This window comes from Streptomyces sp. NPDC045956, assembly GCF_056430705.1.
On sequence record NZ_JBWKKZ010000006.1, the window covers coordinates 473,986 to 489,533 of the forward strand.

At 72.7% G+C, this 15,548-nt stretch carries 16 protein-coding genes; 6 read left to right on the forward strand and 10 right to left on the reverse strand.

Annotation, left to right across the window (positions count from 1 at the left end):
* Positions 1-140 precede the first annotated feature (140 nt).
* The 4 genes from AC07FV_RS19110 to AC07FV_RS19125 form a co-directional block, all read right to left on the reverse strand.
* On the reverse strand, positions 141-824 hold the full coding sequence (locus AC07FV_RS19110; RefSeq protein WP_479088591.1) for an ABC transporter ATP-binding protein: 684 nt from the start codon (positions 822-824) through the stop codon (positions 141-143).
* Positions 825-876: 52 nt separating this feature from the next.
* The gene (locus tag AC07FV_RS19115; protein WP_479088592.1) at positions 877-2,355 is read right to left on the reverse strand and encodes an ABC transporter permease; all 1,479 of its coding nucleotides are present in this window, start codon (positions 2,353-2,355) and stop codon (positions 877-879) included.
* Between the two features lie 172 nt (positions 2,356-2,527).
* The gene (locus AC07FV_RS19120) at positions 2,528-3,772 is read right to left on the reverse strand and encodes a L,D-transpeptidase (RefSeq protein ID WP_479020825.1); all 1,245 of its coding nucleotides are present in this window, start codon (positions 3,770-3,772) and stop codon (positions 2,528-2,530) included.
* A gap of 232 nt (positions 3,773-4,004) precedes the next feature.
* Positions 4,005-4,358, reverse strand: coding sequence for a hypothetical protein (locus AC07FV_RS19125; protein ID WP_383648152.1), 354 nt, complete (start codon positions 4,356-4,358; stop codon positions 4,005-4,007).
* 109 nt (positions 4,359-4,467) lie between these two features.
* On the opposite strand from AC07FV_RS19125, the gene AC07FV_RS19130 reads away from it, so the two are divergent.
* Positions 4,468-4,785, forward strand: coding sequence for a hypothetical protein (locus AC07FV_RS19130; protein WP_479088593.1), 318 nt, complete (start codon positions 4,468-4,470; stop codon positions 4,783-4,785).
* Positions 4,786-4,902: 117 nt separating this feature from the next.
* On the opposite strand, the gene hutH is transcribed toward AC07FV_RS19130, so the two are convergent.
* The 5 genes from hutH to AC07FV_RS19155 all read right to left on the reverse strand — a co-directional run bounded on the left by hutH (position 4,903) and on the right by AC07FV_RS19155 (position 11,689).
* Positions 4,903-6,471: a histidine ammonia-lyase gene (gene hutH, locus AC07FV_RS19135; protein WP_479088615.1), complete on the reverse strand. Its 1,569-nt coding sequence runs from the start codon at positions 6,469-6,471 to the stop codon at positions 4,903-4,905.
* Between the two features lie 93 nt (positions 6,472-6,564).
* Positions 6,565-7,713, reverse strand: coding sequence for a GGDEF domain-containing protein (locus tag AC07FV_RS19140; RefSeq protein ID WP_479088594.1), 1,149 nt, complete (start codon positions 7,711-7,713; stop codon positions 6,565-6,567).
* Positions 7,714-7,814: 101 nt separating this feature from the next.
* Positions 7,815-8,615, reverse strand: coding sequence for an enoyl-CoA hydratase/isomerase family protein (locus AC07FV_RS19145; RefSeq protein WP_384701240.1), 801 nt, complete (start codon positions 8,613-8,615; stop codon positions 7,815-7,817).
* Positions 8,616-9,553: 938 nt separating this feature from the next.
* The gene (locus AC07FV_RS19150) at positions 9,554-10,696 is read right to left on the reverse strand and encodes an adenylate/guanylate cyclase domain-containing protein (protein WP_479088595.1); all 1,143 of its coding nucleotides are present in this window, start codon (positions 10,694-10,696) and stop codon (positions 9,554-9,556) included.
* A 126-nt stretch (positions 10,697-10,822) separates the two neighbouring features.
* Positions 10,823-11,689, reverse strand: coding sequence for a biotin--[acetyl-CoA-carboxylase] ligase (locus AC07FV_RS19155; protein ID WP_479088596.1), 867 nt, complete (start codon positions 11,687-11,689; stop codon positions 10,823-10,825).
* A gap of 110 nt (positions 11,690-11,799) precedes the next feature.
* Here AC07FV_RS19155 and AC07FV_RS19160 point away from each other — a divergent pair, with 110 nt between their 5' ends.
* The 4 genes from AC07FV_RS19160 (at position 11,800) to AC07FV_RS19175 (ending at position 14,510) form a co-directional block, all read left to right on the forward strand.
* Positions 11,800-13,392: an acyl-CoA carboxylase subunit beta gene (locus AC07FV_RS19160; RefSeq protein ID WP_479088597.1), complete on the forward strand. Its 1,593-nt coding sequence runs from the start codon at positions 11,800-11,802 to the stop codon at positions 13,390-13,392.
* Positions 13,393-13,410: 18 nt separating this feature from the next.
* Complete coding sequence (locus AC07FV_RS19165) at positions 13,411-13,620, forward strand: acyl-CoA carboxylase epsilon subunit (RefSeq protein ID WP_356603995.1); 210 nt, start codon at positions 13,411-13,413, stop codon at positions 13,618-13,620.
* Positions 13,621-13,717: 97 nt separating this feature from the next.
* Positions 13,718-13,846, forward strand: coding sequence for a morphogenic membrane protein MmpB (gene mmpB / locus AC07FV_RS19170; RefSeq protein ID WP_079030363.1), 129 nt, complete (start codon positions 13,718-13,720; stop codon positions 13,844-13,846).
* A gap of 40 nt (positions 13,847-13,886) precedes the next feature.
* Entirely contained in the window at positions 13,887-14,510 is a 624-nt protein-coding gene (locus AC07FV_RS19175) for a nucleoside triphosphate pyrophosphatase (protein ID WP_479088598.1), read from the forward strand.
* Here the strand turns inward: AC07FV_RS19175 and AC07FV_RS19180 are convergent.
* Positions 14,479-14,973: a hypothetical protein gene (locus AC07FV_RS19180; RefSeq protein ID WP_479088599.1), complete on the reverse strand. Its 495-nt coding sequence runs from the start codon at positions 14,971-14,973 to the stop codon at positions 14,479-14,481. The genes AC07FV_RS19175 and AC07FV_RS19180 overlap by 32 nt on opposite strands.
* A 374-nt stretch (positions 14,974-15,347) precedes the next feature.
* On the opposite strand from AC07FV_RS19180, the gene AC07FV_RS19185 reads away from it, so the two are divergent.
* Positions 15,348-15,548, forward strand: a 201-nt coding sequence (locus AC07FV_RS19185; RefSeq protein WP_479088600.1) for a biotin carboxylase N-terminal domain-containing protein, incomplete at its 3' end; no start/stop codon positions are given.

Below are 15,548 nucleotides of genomic sequence, written 5' to 3' on the forward strand. Positions count from 1 at the left end.
TGCTCCCCCCGGAACTCGGAGTATGCCGAGGGGAGATCATCCGCTCAACGGTTCGACGGAAGGTGGGCAAACCGCCGGGCCGTCGTAACGGGGCCGCACGAAGTCCGTTACGTGGTCTACGGGTTGGCGCATCCGGCGGATTACGCCCGCGCCTTCTCCGTCACCGTGATCCGGCCCTTGCGGAGCGTCGCCAGGCGCGGTGCCTTCCGCGCGATCGCCGAGTCGTGGGTGACCATGACGAAGGTGAGGCCCAGCTCCTGCCACATGCGGTCGAGGACGTCCATGATCTCGTCGCGCATCGACTCGTCGAGGTTCCCGGTGGGTTCGTCGGCGAGCAGTACCTTGGGCTGCTTGACCAGGGCGCGGGCGATGGCGACGCGCTGCTGCTGCCCCCCGGACATCTCACCGGGGAGATGTCCGAGCCGCTCACCGAGCCCGACGGACTCCAGCGCCTCGGCGGCCTTCTCCCTCCGTTCCCTCGCCTTCACGCCGAGCGGGACCAGCGCGGTCTCCACGTTCTCCTGTGCGGTCAGGGTCGGGACGAGGTTGAAGGACTGGAAGACGAAGCCGATGCTCTCGCTGCGCACCCGGGTCAGCCGCGCCTCGGGCAGCTCGGCCAGGTCGGTCCCGTCGAGGACGACCTGGCCTGAGCTGGGCCGGTCCAGCGCGCCCAGCATCTGCAGGAGCGTGGACTTGCCGCCACCGGTGGGACCCTGGATGACCAGCCGGTCGCCGTCGGCGATGGTGAGGTCGACTCCGTCGAGGGCGTGCACGGTGTCCTTGCCGCGGGTGTAGCGCTTGGTGACGCCGGTGAGTTCGTACATGGGGCAACTCCTGGGATACGTGGGGATGGTGGCGTCGCGCTGTGACGCGTCGTCACTCGACGCGGCGCAGGGCGTCCGCCGGACGCAGCCGGGAGGCGCGCCAGCCTCCGAAGCCGCCGGCGACGAGCCCGCCGGCCACGGCCAGGCCCACCGCCAGGGCGACGGTGGTGAGGCTGACGGGCGCGGTGAGGGCGACGTCCAGGGTCTTCGCGGCGACCTGCCGCCCGGGGCCCCCGCCCATGCCGCCGCCCATGCCGCCGAATCCGGCGCCGGAGCCGCCCGCGGAGGCGCCGAGCTGGGCCTGGAGCGTCGGGGCGGCCGCGGTGACGGCGTACGCGCCCGCCAGGCCGAGCGCGATGCCGAGGACACCGCCGATCAGGCCGTTGACGACGGCCTCACCGACCACCTGCCGGGTCACCCGGCCCGACCGCCAGCCCAGCGCCTTGAGCGTGCCGAACTCGCGCACCCGGCGGGAGACCGCCGAGGAGGTGAGGAGCCCGGCGACCAGGAACGCGGCGGCCAGCACCAGGATCGACAGCCACTTGCCGACGCCGGCGGCGAGGGAGGAGGCGGTGGACAGGGAGCCGGAGACCGTGTCGGCGAGGTCGGCGGAGGTGGTGACCGTGGTCCCGGGGATGTTCTTCCGGATCTCCGCCTCGACCTCGTCGATCCGCTGCGAGTCGGTCGCCTCGACGTAGACCGTGGTGACCTTGTCCTTCGCGTCGCCCAGCGTCTGGGCCTGGCGGAGCGGCAGGTAGAGGTCGGCCGCCGCGTCGCCGCTGTCGGCCGTGGCGATGCCGACGACCTCGAACTCGGTGCCCTTGACGGTGACCGTGCTGCCGGCCGCGAGCTTCTTCTCCTTGGCATAGGTGGAGTCGGCGACGGCGACCTCGGCGTCGGTCTCCGAGGCCTTGAAGGTGCGGCCGCTGGTGATGGTGGAGGAGGTCAGGGGGCCGAGGCCGGGCTCGGTGACGTCGGTGCCGAAGACCGAGTAGCTGTTGACGTCGAAGTCGGCGCCGCCGCCCTGGACGCGTCCCTGCGGCGCCTGCTCGCCGCCCGGGCCACCGCCCGGCCCCTGGCCGCCGCCCTGGCCGCCGGTGCCGCCCTCCTGCTGGACCTGGCCGCGGGTGAACTCTCCGCTGACCTTGACGACCTGGAGGCTCAGTCCGCCCACCGCGTCACGGACACCGCTCTGCCCGGCGACCTTGCCCACCGTCGAGTCCGCCAGCGTCTGGAGTCCCTGCACCATGACGCGGTCCGTGCTCTGCTCCTCCTCGGAGCCGTCCTCCCGCGCGTCGAAACGGAAGCGCGGCCGTTCGCCCGCCTCCGTCGGGGAGGCGGCCTTGGTCACCGTCATGTCCGTGCCCAGCCCGTACAGCGACTGGAGGACCTTGTCCTGCGCCCGGCCCATGCCGGAGGAGACCGAGTCGACGACGATGACCAGCGCGATGCCCAGCGCCAGCCCGGAGGCGACGACGAGGGCCGCCTTTCTGCGGCGGCGCAGTTCGCGCCTCAGATACGTGAAGAACATGGCCGCAAGCTAGGGACGGCCCGTGATGAAGGGATAAGGCCCGCGTAAGAGGAGGATGAAAAGCCGTGGGGACGACGGACGCCCGCCGCCCCGGGTGAGGGGGCGACGGGCGCCGGACGAAGTCGTGGAGGGGGGCGGGCCGTTCGGCGTCTCACCGCCGGACGGCTGTCCGTCAGACCGCCGAACCCGCCTTCCACTGGGCCCAGTCCATGTTCCAGCCGTTGAGGCCGTTATCCGGGGCGATGGTCTTGTCGCCGGTGTTCTGGACGACGACCACGTCACCGACGATGGAGTTGTCGTAGAACCAGGCACCCGGCGTGTTCGGGTCGTCGGCGCCCTTGGCGTCGGCCAGACCCACGCAGCCGTGGCTGGTGTTGGCCTGGCCGAAGATGCCCTTGCCCCAGTAGTTGCCGTGGATGAAGGTGCCGGAGGTGCTCAGCCGCATGGCGTGGGGCACGTCCTTGATGTCGTACTCGCCCTTGCCGTCGTCGTCGGTGAAGCCGACCGTCGAGCCGTCCATCCGGGTCTCCTTGTACTTCTCGGAGATCACCATCTGGCCTTCGTAGGTCTTGTTCTCCGGCGAGCCCGCGGAGATCGGGATCGTCTTGACGGTCTTGCCGTCCTGCGTGACCTTCATCTGCTTGGTCTTCGCGTCGACGTACGAGACCTGGTTGCGGCCGATCTTGAAGCTGACCGTCTTCTGCTGGACGCCGTAGACGCCCTGGGCGCCCTCGACACCGTCGAGCGCCAGCTTGAGGGTGACGGTCGCGCCCTCCTGCCAGTAGTCCTCGGGGCGGCAGTCCATGCGCTGGGTGCTGAACCAGTGGCAGGCGACTTCCTGGCCGCTGGTGGTGTTGACCGTGATGCCCTTCTGGACGGCGGCCTTGTCGGTGATCTCCTTGTCGAAGTTGATCGACACGGGCATGCCGACACCGACGGTCTTGCCGTCGTCCGGGGTGAAGGTGCCGATGAAGCTGTTCTTCGGGGAGACCGTGGTGAACGACGCGTTCTCGTGGGCGGCGCGGCCCTCGGAGTCCTGGGCGGTCGCCGTCAGCTTGTAGGTGGTGGCCCGCTCCAGCTGGCCGGTGGGCTTCCAGCTGGTCTTGTCGGACGATATCCGGCCGCTGACCTCGGTGCCGTCCGTGGCGGTCATCTTCACCTGGGTGAGCGTGCCCTTGCTCACGGTGACGCCGGCCGAGTTGTTGATGGAGGCGTTGTCCGAGCCGTCGTCGGGGGTGATCTTGATCTGCGCCTCGGACGACTCCTTGGCCGCCGCCGCGTCGGCCTCGGCCTGCGAGGTCCTGTCCCCACCACCGGAGGTCTCGGCGTCGCTGCCCGAACAAGCCGAGAGCACCAGCACACCGCCGAGCAGTGCGGACGCGGCCGCCAGGCCCTTGCGCCGCTTACCGTCCGTCATCACACGCTTCTCCATCGTTGCCGATTCCGGAAACCCCGAGATTCCCCGTCAAGACGTTCAACGCTACGACCGGTTCGTCCCGTTCCACATCGCCGCCCGGTGTGGGGCATGCCACGTTTGCGCCGAGGCGGACGGTGGCGGGCGACGGGAGGGCGGGTCGTGCGCGCCCCCTGAGACGACGAAACCCCGGGCGGTGGTTGCCGCCCGGGGTCAGAAGTTTTCCCACACCGCGTCAGCCGACCGTCATTTCCTCGTCTTCCGGGTCGTTCTCGTCGCCATCATCCTCGCCGAGGTCCCACTCGGGCGAATCGGGGTCGTAGTCGATCTGCTCGCTGCTCCAGGAGGCCTGTTGGAGCTCCACCCCGGGCACCGCGCTGACCAGGTCGAACGGGTCGACGAGGTGGGCCAGCGCCTCGGCGGTGTCCTCCGTCACGGCGCGCTCGGCCCGGGCACGCTCCACGTCGGGCAGGTCGGCGTCGTCGGCGAGCGCCTGGAGCGCGGCCCCCGTGACGGCCTCGTCGTCGTCGATCGCGAGGACGAGGTCGACGCGAATCCGTACAAAGCGTGATGACTCTGGAGTGCTCATGTCCGGAGCGTAAGGCCGGCCCCTCCCGTGACTTTCCCGTGACCCGCGCCTTTCACTAACATCTGCCCACACGGCCAATTCGCCAGCGCCACAAGGGGATCGATATTCCGTGTCATCCGCTCGCCGTCCGTTGCTGACCGCCGCCGCCGCGGGGGGTCTGCTGTGTGCCCTGTGGTTCGTCCCGTCCGCGAACGCGACACCCGACACGCAGGTACTCCAGTCCGCCGCCGCGGCCCCGTCTCCGCAGGTCACCGAGCAGGCCAGAGCCGTGTCCACGGGTACGGCCGCCTCCGGCGAGGGCACCACCCGCCTGGCCGACACCGGCAGCTTCGACAGCACTCCGTACGTCGTCGGCGGCGCCCTCTGCCTCGGTCTCGGCGCGGGCTTCGTGGGCTACTCGGTACGCCGGGAACGCCTCGACTTTTGAGGAACTTGACGTTCTTTTGGCGTTCTTGACCGTCCGGAGGCGGTGAGTCCGCCGCGGGTACGCGAACGAAGAGGGGCCCCGTCCTCCCGGCGGGGCCCCTCTTCGCGTCCGGACCGGTCAGCGCAGCGGCCCGGTGACCGTCTCCGCCGCCGCCACCAGGTGCCCGCCGCGCACGAAGGCGTCCGCCGCGGCGAGGTCCGGCGCCAGGTAGCGGTCCGGGCCGGGACCCTCGACGCCGGCCGCCCGTACGGCGTCGATGACGGCCCGCGAGGCGGGCGCGGGGGTGAGGCCCTCGCGGAGCTGGATCGCGCGTGTGGCCGCGTACAGCTCGACGGCGATCACACGGGTCAGGTTGTCGACGGCCGTGCGCAGCTTGCGCGCCGCCGACCAGCCCATCGACACGTGGTCCTCCTGCATCGCGGAGGAGGGGATGGAGTCCGCCGAGGCCGGTACGGCCAGCCGCTTCAACTCGCTGACCAGGGCGGCCTGCGTGTACTGGGCGATCATCAGGCCGGAGTCGACGCCGGCGTCGTCGGCGAGGAACGGCGGCAGGCCGTGGCTGCGGTTCTTGTCCAGCAGCCGGTCGGTGCGCCGCTCCGCGATGGAGCCCAGGTCGGCGACGGCGACGGCGAGGAAGTCGAGGACGTAGGCGACCGGGGCCCCGTGGAAGTTGCCGTTGGACTCCACCCTGCCTCCCCCAGTGCCGAAAGCCTGGGAGGTGCCCCCAGGCAGGACCACCGGGTTGTCCACGGCCGACGCCAGCTCGCGCTCGGCGACGAGGGCGGCGTGGGCCAGGGTGTCGCGTCCGGCGCCCGCGACCTGCGGGGCGCAGCGCACCGAGTAGGCGTCCTGCACACGGGGGGCGTCGTCCTGGTGGTGCCCGGTCAGGCCCGAGCCCCTGAGCACGGCGAGCATGTTGGCGGCGCTGGCGGCCTGCCCGGGGTGCGGGCGGATGGCGTGCAGCTCGGGCGCCAGGACACGGTCGGTGCCGAGCAGGGCCTCCATGGTGAGGGCGGCGGTGACGTCGGCGGACTTGTAGAGGGTGTCGAGGTCGGCGAGGGCCATGACCAGCATGCCGAGCATGCCGTCGGTGCCGTTGAGCAGGGCGAGGCCCTCCTTCTCGCGCAGTTCGACGGGGGCGATGCCGTGCTCGGCGAGCAGCTCGCCGGCCGGCCGCACGGTGCCGTCGGGGCCCTCGGCGTCCCCCTCCCCCATCAGGGCGAGCGCGCAGTGCGAGAGCGGGGCGAGGTCGCCGGAGCAGCCGAGGGAACCGTACTCGTGCACGACCGGGGTGATCCCGGCGTTGAGCACGTCGGCCATGGTCTGCGCCACCTCGGGCCGGACACCGGTGTGCCCGGAGCAGAGGGTCTTCAGCCGCAGGAACATCAGCGCGCGGACCACCTCGCGCTCGACGCGCGGCCCCATCCCGGCGGCGTGCGAGCGCACGATGTTGCGCTGCAACTGCGCCCGCAGGTCCGGGCTGATGTGCCGGGTGGCCAGGGCGCCGAAACCGGTGCTCACGCCGTACACGGGGTCCGGCTTGGCGGCCAGCGCGTCCACGATCGCGCGGGCCGCGGCCAGGGCGGCCACCGCTTCGCCGGAGATCTCGACCCGGGCGCCGCCGCGCGCCACGGCGAGGACGTCGGACGCGGTGACTCCGGTGGTCCCCACCATCACACTGTGCATATCCATATTCAGGAGCGTACGCACTGAATTCGATGATGTCACGAGGGGATACGTCACCACCGGGCACCGGTTTCGCCCCTTACCGCATCCGCCTCACGGCGAGTGCCGACCCCGGAACCGCCTGCGCTCGCCGTCCTCCTCGCGCGACGGCTCGTCCGCGAGCCGGACCACGGGGTCGTCGGGTCCCTCGCGGCCGGCGACGACCGGTCCCGCCGACCGTTCGGCCTTGGCGCGGTACTGGGCCGCGTCCGCGAGCCGGAACAGCCGGCGGGCGGAGCGCACCGGCCCCACGGGGTCCTCCGTGGACGCCACCCCGCAGGCCACGCCCTCACCCAGCTCCAGCTCGCCCGCCCGGCGGCACAGCTCCTCGGCCGCCTTGACCACGTCGTCGGCGGCCGGCCCGACCGCGAGCAGGCAGAACTCGTCCCCGCCCAGCCGCGCCGCGAGCGCCCCCGGCAGCATCGCCCCGCACAGCGACAGCACCGACCCGAAGCGCTCCAGGAGCCGGTCCCCGGCGGCGTGCCCGTGGGTGTCGTTCACCTGCTTGAGACCGTTGAGGTCGCACACGAGGAGACTGACGACCACGTCCTCCCTGCGGTGCCGCTCGACGGCCTCGTCGAGCGCGGAGTCGACCGCGCGGCGGTTGGCCAGGCCGGTGAGCGCGTCGGTGTAGGCCAGCCGCCGGACCTCCTCCAGCCGCTCGGTCTGCGCTATCCCGGCGGCCACCACCGAGGCCAGCACGGTGGCGAAGTCGGCGTCGGCCCGCTCGAAGACCCGCTCGCCGACCGGGCGGGCGACGTACAGCTCGCCCCAGGCCCGGCCGTGCAGCACGATCGGCGCGACCACACAGCAGCCGCGTCCGCGGCGGCGCAGGGCGGCGACGCGCTGGTGGACGTAGCCCGGACGCCCGGCGGCGGGCCCTTCGGCGGTCTCGACCCAGGCGTCGGGCTCCCCGCCGCCGGCCCAGCGCTCGTGCAGGAACTCGGTGATCTCCGCGAACTGGTGCACCGGATAGGACTCGTCCTCCGGGAACTCCTCCTCGTCCTCGGCCCGCCGGCCGACGTTCACCAGGACCCGGAGCCGGCCCAGCTCGCGCTCCCACACGGACAGCGCCGCGAAGCTGCCGCCCAGCGCCAGGCACGCGCCGACGGCAGCCGCCCGCCACGCCTCGCGCGAGCCCTGCGCGGCGGCCATGCCCTGCGCCAGCGCCACGACGGCCGCGAGCCGACTGTCCTCACCCATCGCTCCAGGCTAGGGAGAATCAGGGAGAAACGTCACTCAAGCAGGGCGAAAGGGTCGGCGGACCGTACCCTCGCCCGGCCGTGAGCCTCGCCCGGCCGGGGCTACTCCCCGGGCCACCGCGGGGCGCGCTTCTCGTTGAAGGCCGCGACGCCCTCGGCCCGGTCCCCCGAGAACGCCACCGACCGCCACGCCGCGTCCTCGACCTCGAGCCCGGCCCGCAGGTCCAGCCCGTGCCCGAGCCGCAGCGCGCGCTTGGCCGCCCGCAGGCCCACCGGCGAGTTGGCGGCCATCCGGGCTGCCAGCTCGAGCGCCTCCTCCCGGTCCCGCCCCTCGTCCACCAGCTGGTCCACGAGCCCCAGCTCACGCGCCTCCGCGGCCTCCACCCGCCGCGCCGTGAACACCAGCTCGGCCGCCCGGGCCGCCCCCACCCGGCGCGGCAGCAGCTGCGTACCGCCGCCGCCCGGAATCACCCCGACCGACACCTCGGGCAGCCCGACCACCGCCGTGGGGTCGGCCACGATCACGTCGCAGGACAGCGCCAGCTCGAAGCCGCCGCCCAGCGCGAACCCGTGCACGGCGGCGACCGTCGGCACCGGGAGTTCCAGCACCGCGGTGTAGGCGCCCCGCGCCACCGGCCGCTGGCGCAGCAGGTCGGCGTCGGAGAAGGAGTTGCGCTCCTTGAGGTCGGCCCCGACGCAGAACGCCCGTTCGTGCGTCGAGGTCAGCACCACCACCCGCACGCTCCGGTCCTCGCCCAGCGCCGCGCACGCCGCGCCGATGGACCGGGCCATCGCGGTCGAGACGGCGTTCATGGCCTTCGGCCGGTCGAGCGCGAGCTCCGCGACATGTCCGTCCGCGTGCCGCCGCACCAGGACGAACTCTCCGAACCGCTCCTCGCTCATGACACCCTCCGGTTAACGCGGGTTAACGACTGGACCGCCTGATCATCGCAGGCGGACCCGCACGGGGAAAGGCCCGGTGCCTCCGTTTCCCGGAGCACTCCGCTTACCCGTTCGAGTGACATCCGGCCGACCGCCCCGCCTCCGCCGACGGCAGCACATAGCGTCGCCGCCACGCCGCGACGGGGACGCGTGCGCACCGGGGAGGGAACATGACGACGACCGGCACACCGACGGATCAGCGGTACGGACGGAGCCGCCGCGGCAGGCACCGCCGGCCCCGACCGCGCGGGGCCATGGTCGCGGCCGGCGGCCTGGCCCTGGCGGCCGGCACCCTGGGTCTCGTACGCCTGCTGGCCGAACCCGGCGGGGACGGGGTGCACGGGTACGGTGCCGAGGCCGGGCCCCGTGTGGAGACGGACCGCGCGGGGGGCACCGCGGCCGACCGGACGTCCCCCGCCGCGAGCACCGCGGGCCCGCCGCGGGTGAGTCCGTCGGCGACCTCGGCCATGGGCGGCCTGGGCGGGTTCCCGGCACCGGGACTCATACCGGGGCCGGCCGGGGGCCCGCCCCCCGCCGCGCTCCCCTCCGGGACGACCACCACGGACGCTTCGGGCTCGTCGCTCCCATCGGGCTCGTCGGGGACAGCGGGCCCCCCGGACGTCCCGGGCTCACCGGGCTCGTCGAGCGCATCGGGCTCCTCGGGGACGCACGAAGCGGGCCCGCCCGCCCAGGCGCCGCCGCCCCGGTCCTCCCCGCCACCGCGGCCGGGAGCGCCCGCACCGCGCCCCGCACCGGACCCGCCGCCCGGTCGCGAAACGCCGCCCGCGCCGGGACAGGACCGTCCCGACGGCCTGTGCGTGCCGGTCATCGGCCTGTGCGTGGACCTGCTCGACGGCAACCGCTGACGGGCAGCCGGGGACGCGAGGCCGGCGCCCCCGTCAGGCCTCCCGGTCCTCGCCCCGCCGCGTGAGCAGCCACGGTTCCACCACGCCGAGGCCGCGGACCGGCCGCTGCCACATCGGCTGGAGCGCGAAGCGGTACGCCGGCGGCACCTCGCCCTCCTTCTCGGCGGCGGCGGCCTCCTCGGCCGCCACGGCCTCCGACTCGGGGGCGTCCCGCGTACGGATCAGCTCCTCGGCTAGGGCCGAGTCGACGAGGACGGCATCCCGGGGAGCTATCGACGTGAGCCGGGAGGCCAGATTGACGGTCGTACCGAAGACATCGCCCATCCGGGTGGTCACCGTGCCGAAGGCGATGCCCACGCGCAGTTCCGGCATGGTCTCGTCGTTCGCCATCGTCTCGACGAGGAGCAGCGCGATCTCGGCGGCCGTACCGGCGTCGTCGGCCGCGTAGAGCACCTCGTCGCCGAGGGTCTTGATCAGGCGTCCGCCGCGTGCGGCGACCAGGTCGGCGGCGGTGGTCTCGAAGGCCTCGACCAGCTCGCCGAGTTCCTCCTCCTCCATCCGGCGGGTCAGCCGGGTGAAGCCGACCAGGTCCGCGAAGCCCACCGCGAGCCGCCGGTCGACCATCTCCTCGTCGTCACCGGCCTGCACGACCCGGCCGGCCGAGGCGGCGAGCTGGCGCCGCCAGACGTAGACGAGGAACTCCTGGAGCTCCGGCAGGAGCAGCTCGACGATCGGGTACGTCACCTCGGTGCGCGTCATCCCCGGCTCCGGCGGCTCGGTGAGCCCCTCCAGGAAGGAGTCGATCTGCCACTCGGCCAACCGGGCGGTGGTCTGTCCCGTGGACCGGGCCACCTGCACCGCCATGGCCTCGCTGAGCAGCCCCGCCTCCACGAGACCCGCCAGCCGCCGCAGCGCGAGGACGTCGGCCTCGGTGAGCGCCTTGGCCTGGCCGATGTCGGCGAAGCCCATGGCCCGCCAGAAACGGGACGCCAGTTCCATGGACACGCCCGCGCTGCGGGCGGCCTGGAAGGGGGTGTAACGGCGCTCGGCGCCCAGGATGAGCCCTTCCAGGCGCAGCGCGAGCGGGTCCTCGCCGGAGTCGGCGGAGTCCGGGTCGGGCTCGGGGTCCACCCGGCCGTCCCCGTCCGCGCCGGAGCCCGTGTCGTCGACGGTCACGCCTGCTGCCCTTCCGATCTGCCGCGGTCAGGTTCGACCGGCCCCAACTTTACGTCAGGTGTGCCCCAGCTCACTCCGTCACGCGGAGTCCGCGGTGGCACCCCGGCGCCGGTGGGGCGGGCGCGTTCACGCCGGTCGCAGATGCACGATGTCCCCCGCCCCCACCGGCTCCTGCACGCCGGTCTCCGTGGCCAGCACCAGCCGCCCCTCCCCGTCCACGGCCACCGCCTCCCCCACGAGCGACCGGTCTCCCGGCAGCTCCGCCCGCACCATCCTTCCCAGCGTCGCGCAGCCCGCCGCGTACGTCTCCTGGAGCCCGCTGGCCGCCGGGTCGCCGCCGGCCGCACGCCAGCGCCCGTACCAGTCCTCCAGCGACCGCAGTACGCCCCGCAGCAGCGGGTCCCGATCGGTGTTGACGGCCCCGGCCAGCGCCAGCGACCCGGCCCTGGGGACCGGCAGCTCGTCCGCCCGGAGGGTGACGTTGACACCGACGCCGACCACGACCCCGGCGTCGCCGGCCCGCTCGGCCAGGATGCCGCCCGCCTTGCGCTCCTCGTCGCCGACCGTGACCAGCAGGTCGTTGGGCCATTTCAGGGCCGTGTCGACGCCCGCGGTCCGGGACAGCCCGGTCGCCACCGCCACGCCGGTGAGCAGGGGCAGCCAGCCCCAGTGGGTGAGGGGGACCTCGGCGGGGTTCAGCAGCACGGAGAAGAAGAGTCCGGAGCGGGCGGGGGCCGTCCACTGCCGGTCGAGGCGCCCACGGGCGGCCGTCTGCTCCTCGGCGACCAGCACCGCGCCCTCGCCCGCCTCCCCCGCGGCGGCACGGGCCACGAGGTCGGAGTTGGTGGAGCCGGTGCGCCGCACCACGTCCACCTGCCGCCACAGCCCGTCCTCCCGCACCAGCCCCCGGCGCAGGGCCGTGCTGCTGAGGGGCGGCCGGCTCAGGTCGGACCAGGGGTTGCGCGAGGGGTCGGAGGCATCTCGGGGCGTCATGCAACCCACCCTAGGTGTGGGAAAGACCGCACTGCCGATCGGAAGGCCCCCTACTACTCTACGAACGAGTAACCGTCCCCCCTTTTGAGCAGGCAGGGAGCCGCATCCCGATGTCCGAGCCGGAAGAGCAGCAGCCCGACATCCACACGACCGCGGGCAAGCTCGCGGATCTCAGGCGCCGTATCGAGGAAGCGACGCACGCCGGTTCGGAACGCGCCGTCGAGAAGCAGCACGCCAAGGGCAAGCTGACGGCCCGTGAGCGCATCGACCTCCTGCTCGACGAGGACTCCTTCGTCGAGCTGGACGAGTTCGCCCGGCACCGCTCCTCCAACTTCGGCCTGGACGCCAACCGCCCCTACGGCGACGGCGTCGTCACCGGCTACGGCACGGTCGACGGCCGTCCGGTCGCCGTCTTCTCGCAGGACTTCACCGTCTTCGGCGGCGCACTGGGCGAGGTCTACGGCCAGAAGATCGTCAAGGTCATGGACTTCGCGCTGAAGACCGGCTGCCCGGTCGTCGGCATCAACGACTCCGGCGGCGCCCGCATCCAGGAGGGCGTGGCCTCCCTCGGCGCGTACGGGGAGATCTTCCGCCGCAACACGCACGCCTCCGGCGTCATCCCGCAGATCAGCCTGGTCGTCGGCCCGTGCGCGGGCGGCGCTGTCTACTCCCCGGCGATCACCGACTTCACGGTCATGGTCGACCAGACCTCGCACATGTTCATCACCGGCCCCGACGTCATCAAGACGGTCACCGGCGAGGACGTCGGCTTCGAGGAGCTGGGCGGCGCCCGCACCCACAACTCCACCTCCGGCGTGGCCCACCACATGGCGGGCGACGAGAAGGACGCCGTCGAGTACGTCAAGCAGCTGCTGTCGTACCTGCCGTCCAACAACCTCTCCGAGCCGCCCGCCTTCCCGGAGGAGGCGGACCTCGCCCTCACCGACGAGGACGCCGAGCTGGACACGATCGTCCCGGACTCGGCGAACCAGCCGTACGACATGCACACCGTCATCGAGCACGTCCTGGACGACGCCGAGTTCTTCGAGACCCAGCCGCTGTTCGCACCGAACATCCTCACCGGTTTCGGCCGCGTCGAGGGCCGCCCGGTCGGCATCGTCGCCAACCAGCCGATGCAGTTCGCCGGCTGCCTGGACATCACGGCCTCCGAGAAGGCGGCCCGCTTCGTGCGCACCTGCGACGCCTTCAACGTCCCCGTGATCACCTTCGTGGACGTCCCCGGCTTCCTGCCCGGCGTCGACCAGGAGCACGACGGCATCATCCGCCGCGGCGCCAAGCTGATCTTCGCCTACGCCGAGGCCACCGTCCCCCTGATCACGGTCATCACCCGCAAGGCCTTCGGCGGCGCCTACGACGTCATGGGCTCCAAGCACCTGGGCGCCGACCTCAACCTGGCCTGGCCCACCGCCCAGATCGCCGTCATGGGCGCCCAGGGCGCGGTCAACATCCTGCACCGCCGCACCATCGCCGATGCCGGTGACGACGCCGAGGCCACCCGCGCCCGGCTGATCCAGGAGTACGAGGACACCCTCCTCAACCCCTACACGGCGGCCGAGCGCGGTTACGTCGACGCCGTGATCATGCCCTCCGACACCCGCCGCCACATCGTCCGCGGCCTGCGTCAGCTGCGCACGAAGCGGGAGACCCTCCCCCCGAAGAAGCACGGCAACATCCCTCTCTGAGCCCTGCAAGGAGCCGCTGTGACCATCAAGGTCGTACGGGGCAACCCGACCCCCGAGGAGCTGGCCGCCGCCCTGGCGGTGGTCCGCGCCCGCGCCGTGGCGGCGGAGGAGGAGCCGTCCGGCGCCCGGGGACCGCGCGACGCGTGGTCCGACCCGTCGCGCATCGCGTCGGCCCACCTGCCGCAGCCGGGCCCCGCGGCATGGGGCCGCACCTACTGGCCGGGCTAGGGACAGCCACCCGGGGGCGCGGGGTCCGGTCGCCGCGCCCCCGGAATGAGTACCCGTACTCACGCGCCGCCCCCTCACCAGGCCGCACGCTGGTGGAATGCTGTGGTCCGATCCCGAGAACGAGCCGCCCGAGGAACTGCGCGACATGCAGGACAGGCTGCGGCGGCTGAGCGTCTTCCTGGCGCTGGCGATGGTTCTCGCGATGATCGTCATCGGGCTCGGATAGCGCGGGCGGTCCGCCCGGCGCCGCCGATACGCTGGACGGCATGACAGATCAGCAGCCGCGCCGCCGCCTCGTCCTCGCCTCCCAGTCCCCGGCCCGGCTCGGGCTGCTGCGCCAGGCCGGGCTCGTCCCCGAGGTGCTGGTGAGCGGCGTGGACGAGGACGCGGTCACCGCGCCCACCCCCGCCGACCTGGCCCTCGCCCTCGCCGAGGCCAAGGCCTCCGTGGTGGCCGCGAAGCCCGAGGTGCGCGGTGCCCTGGTGATCGGCTGCGACTCGGTGCTCGACCTGGACGGACAGGCCCTCGGCAAGCCGGCGGACGCCGAGGAGGCCACCGCCCGCTGGAAGGCGATGCGCGGCCGGGCGGGCACCCTCCAGACCGGCCACTGCGTCTGGGACACCGCCTCCGGCCGCCACGTCTCGGCGACCGCCTCCACCGTCGTCCGCTTCGGCGAGCCGACGGACGCGGAGATCGCCGCCTACGTCGCCTCGGGCGAGCCCCTCTACGTCGCCGGGGCCTTCACCCTGGACGGCCGCTCGGCCCCGTTCATCGAGGGCATCGAGGGCGACCACGGGAACGTGATCGGGCTGAGCCTGCCCCTCCTGCGCCGCCTCCTGGCCGACCTCGGGGTCGGCATCACGGAGTTGTGGGCGCCGGTGGAGGGCTGACGGGGGCGCCGTCGCCGCTCTTGCCGTCCTCGGGCGCGCGGGGCGCCGGTTCACCGGCCGGGGGCCCGGTCCGGGTGTCGTAGGTCATCAGCAGCAGCACGAGGAGGGCCAGCACCAGGACCATGAAGAGGAAGGCGTGCCAGCCCACCAGGCCCCAGCCGAAGGCGCCGAGCAGCGCGTGCACCACGGCCGCGCTGATCAGCAGCACCCGCCCGACTCCGGCCGGCGGGCGGTCCCGCACCGCCACGAGCAGGGCCACCAGCCCGCACAGGGCGAAGTAGAGCCCGAAGACGACTCCGCCGATCTTCGAGGACACGGACATCGCGTCCGGGTCGAGACCGGCCAGGGACATGTCCTGGCGGTCGACGACGATCCCGAGGAACCAGTTCAGCGCCGCGACGCCGACCGCCTCCACGAAGAGCACGACCGCCACGGTCCACGCCACCGGCCTGCGTACTGTCACCGGTCCCCACCCACTTTCGACCGCTGCCGCACGGGACAGCTGTTACCCCAAGTACGTCCGAGACATCCGGCACGTTACTAACGGGTAAACCTCGCGACAAGGGGTCTGCCGCGGGCAAAGAATCATTGGGCCATTCGTAGGGACTCCACAAAGAAACGGAGTGGCCCGCAGCACCCTCTTACAGAGACCTTGCCCACACAGGAGGGCTAGGGTTTGCCCGAGGAGTGCTGTGTTTCGCGGCACTACAAGGGATTTCGCGGGTCGAGTGAGCCTCGAATCACGCTCCGTGTGGGCAAGCTCACCATTGGGGACGGGTCGTAGTGCCGTGTCGGCAGTCCCTAAACTCGGCTTGTTTCAAGGAGGGAGCCTCAATCGTGCGCAAGGTGCTCATCGCCAACCGTGGCGAAATCGCTGTCCGCGTGGCCCGGGCCTGCCGGGACGCCGGGATCGCGAGCGTGGCCGTCTACGCGGACCCGGACCGGGACGCTCTGCATGTCCGCGCCGCTGATGAGGCGTTCGCCCTGGGTGGTGACACCCCCGCGGCCAGCTATCTGGACATCTCCAAGGTCCTGAAA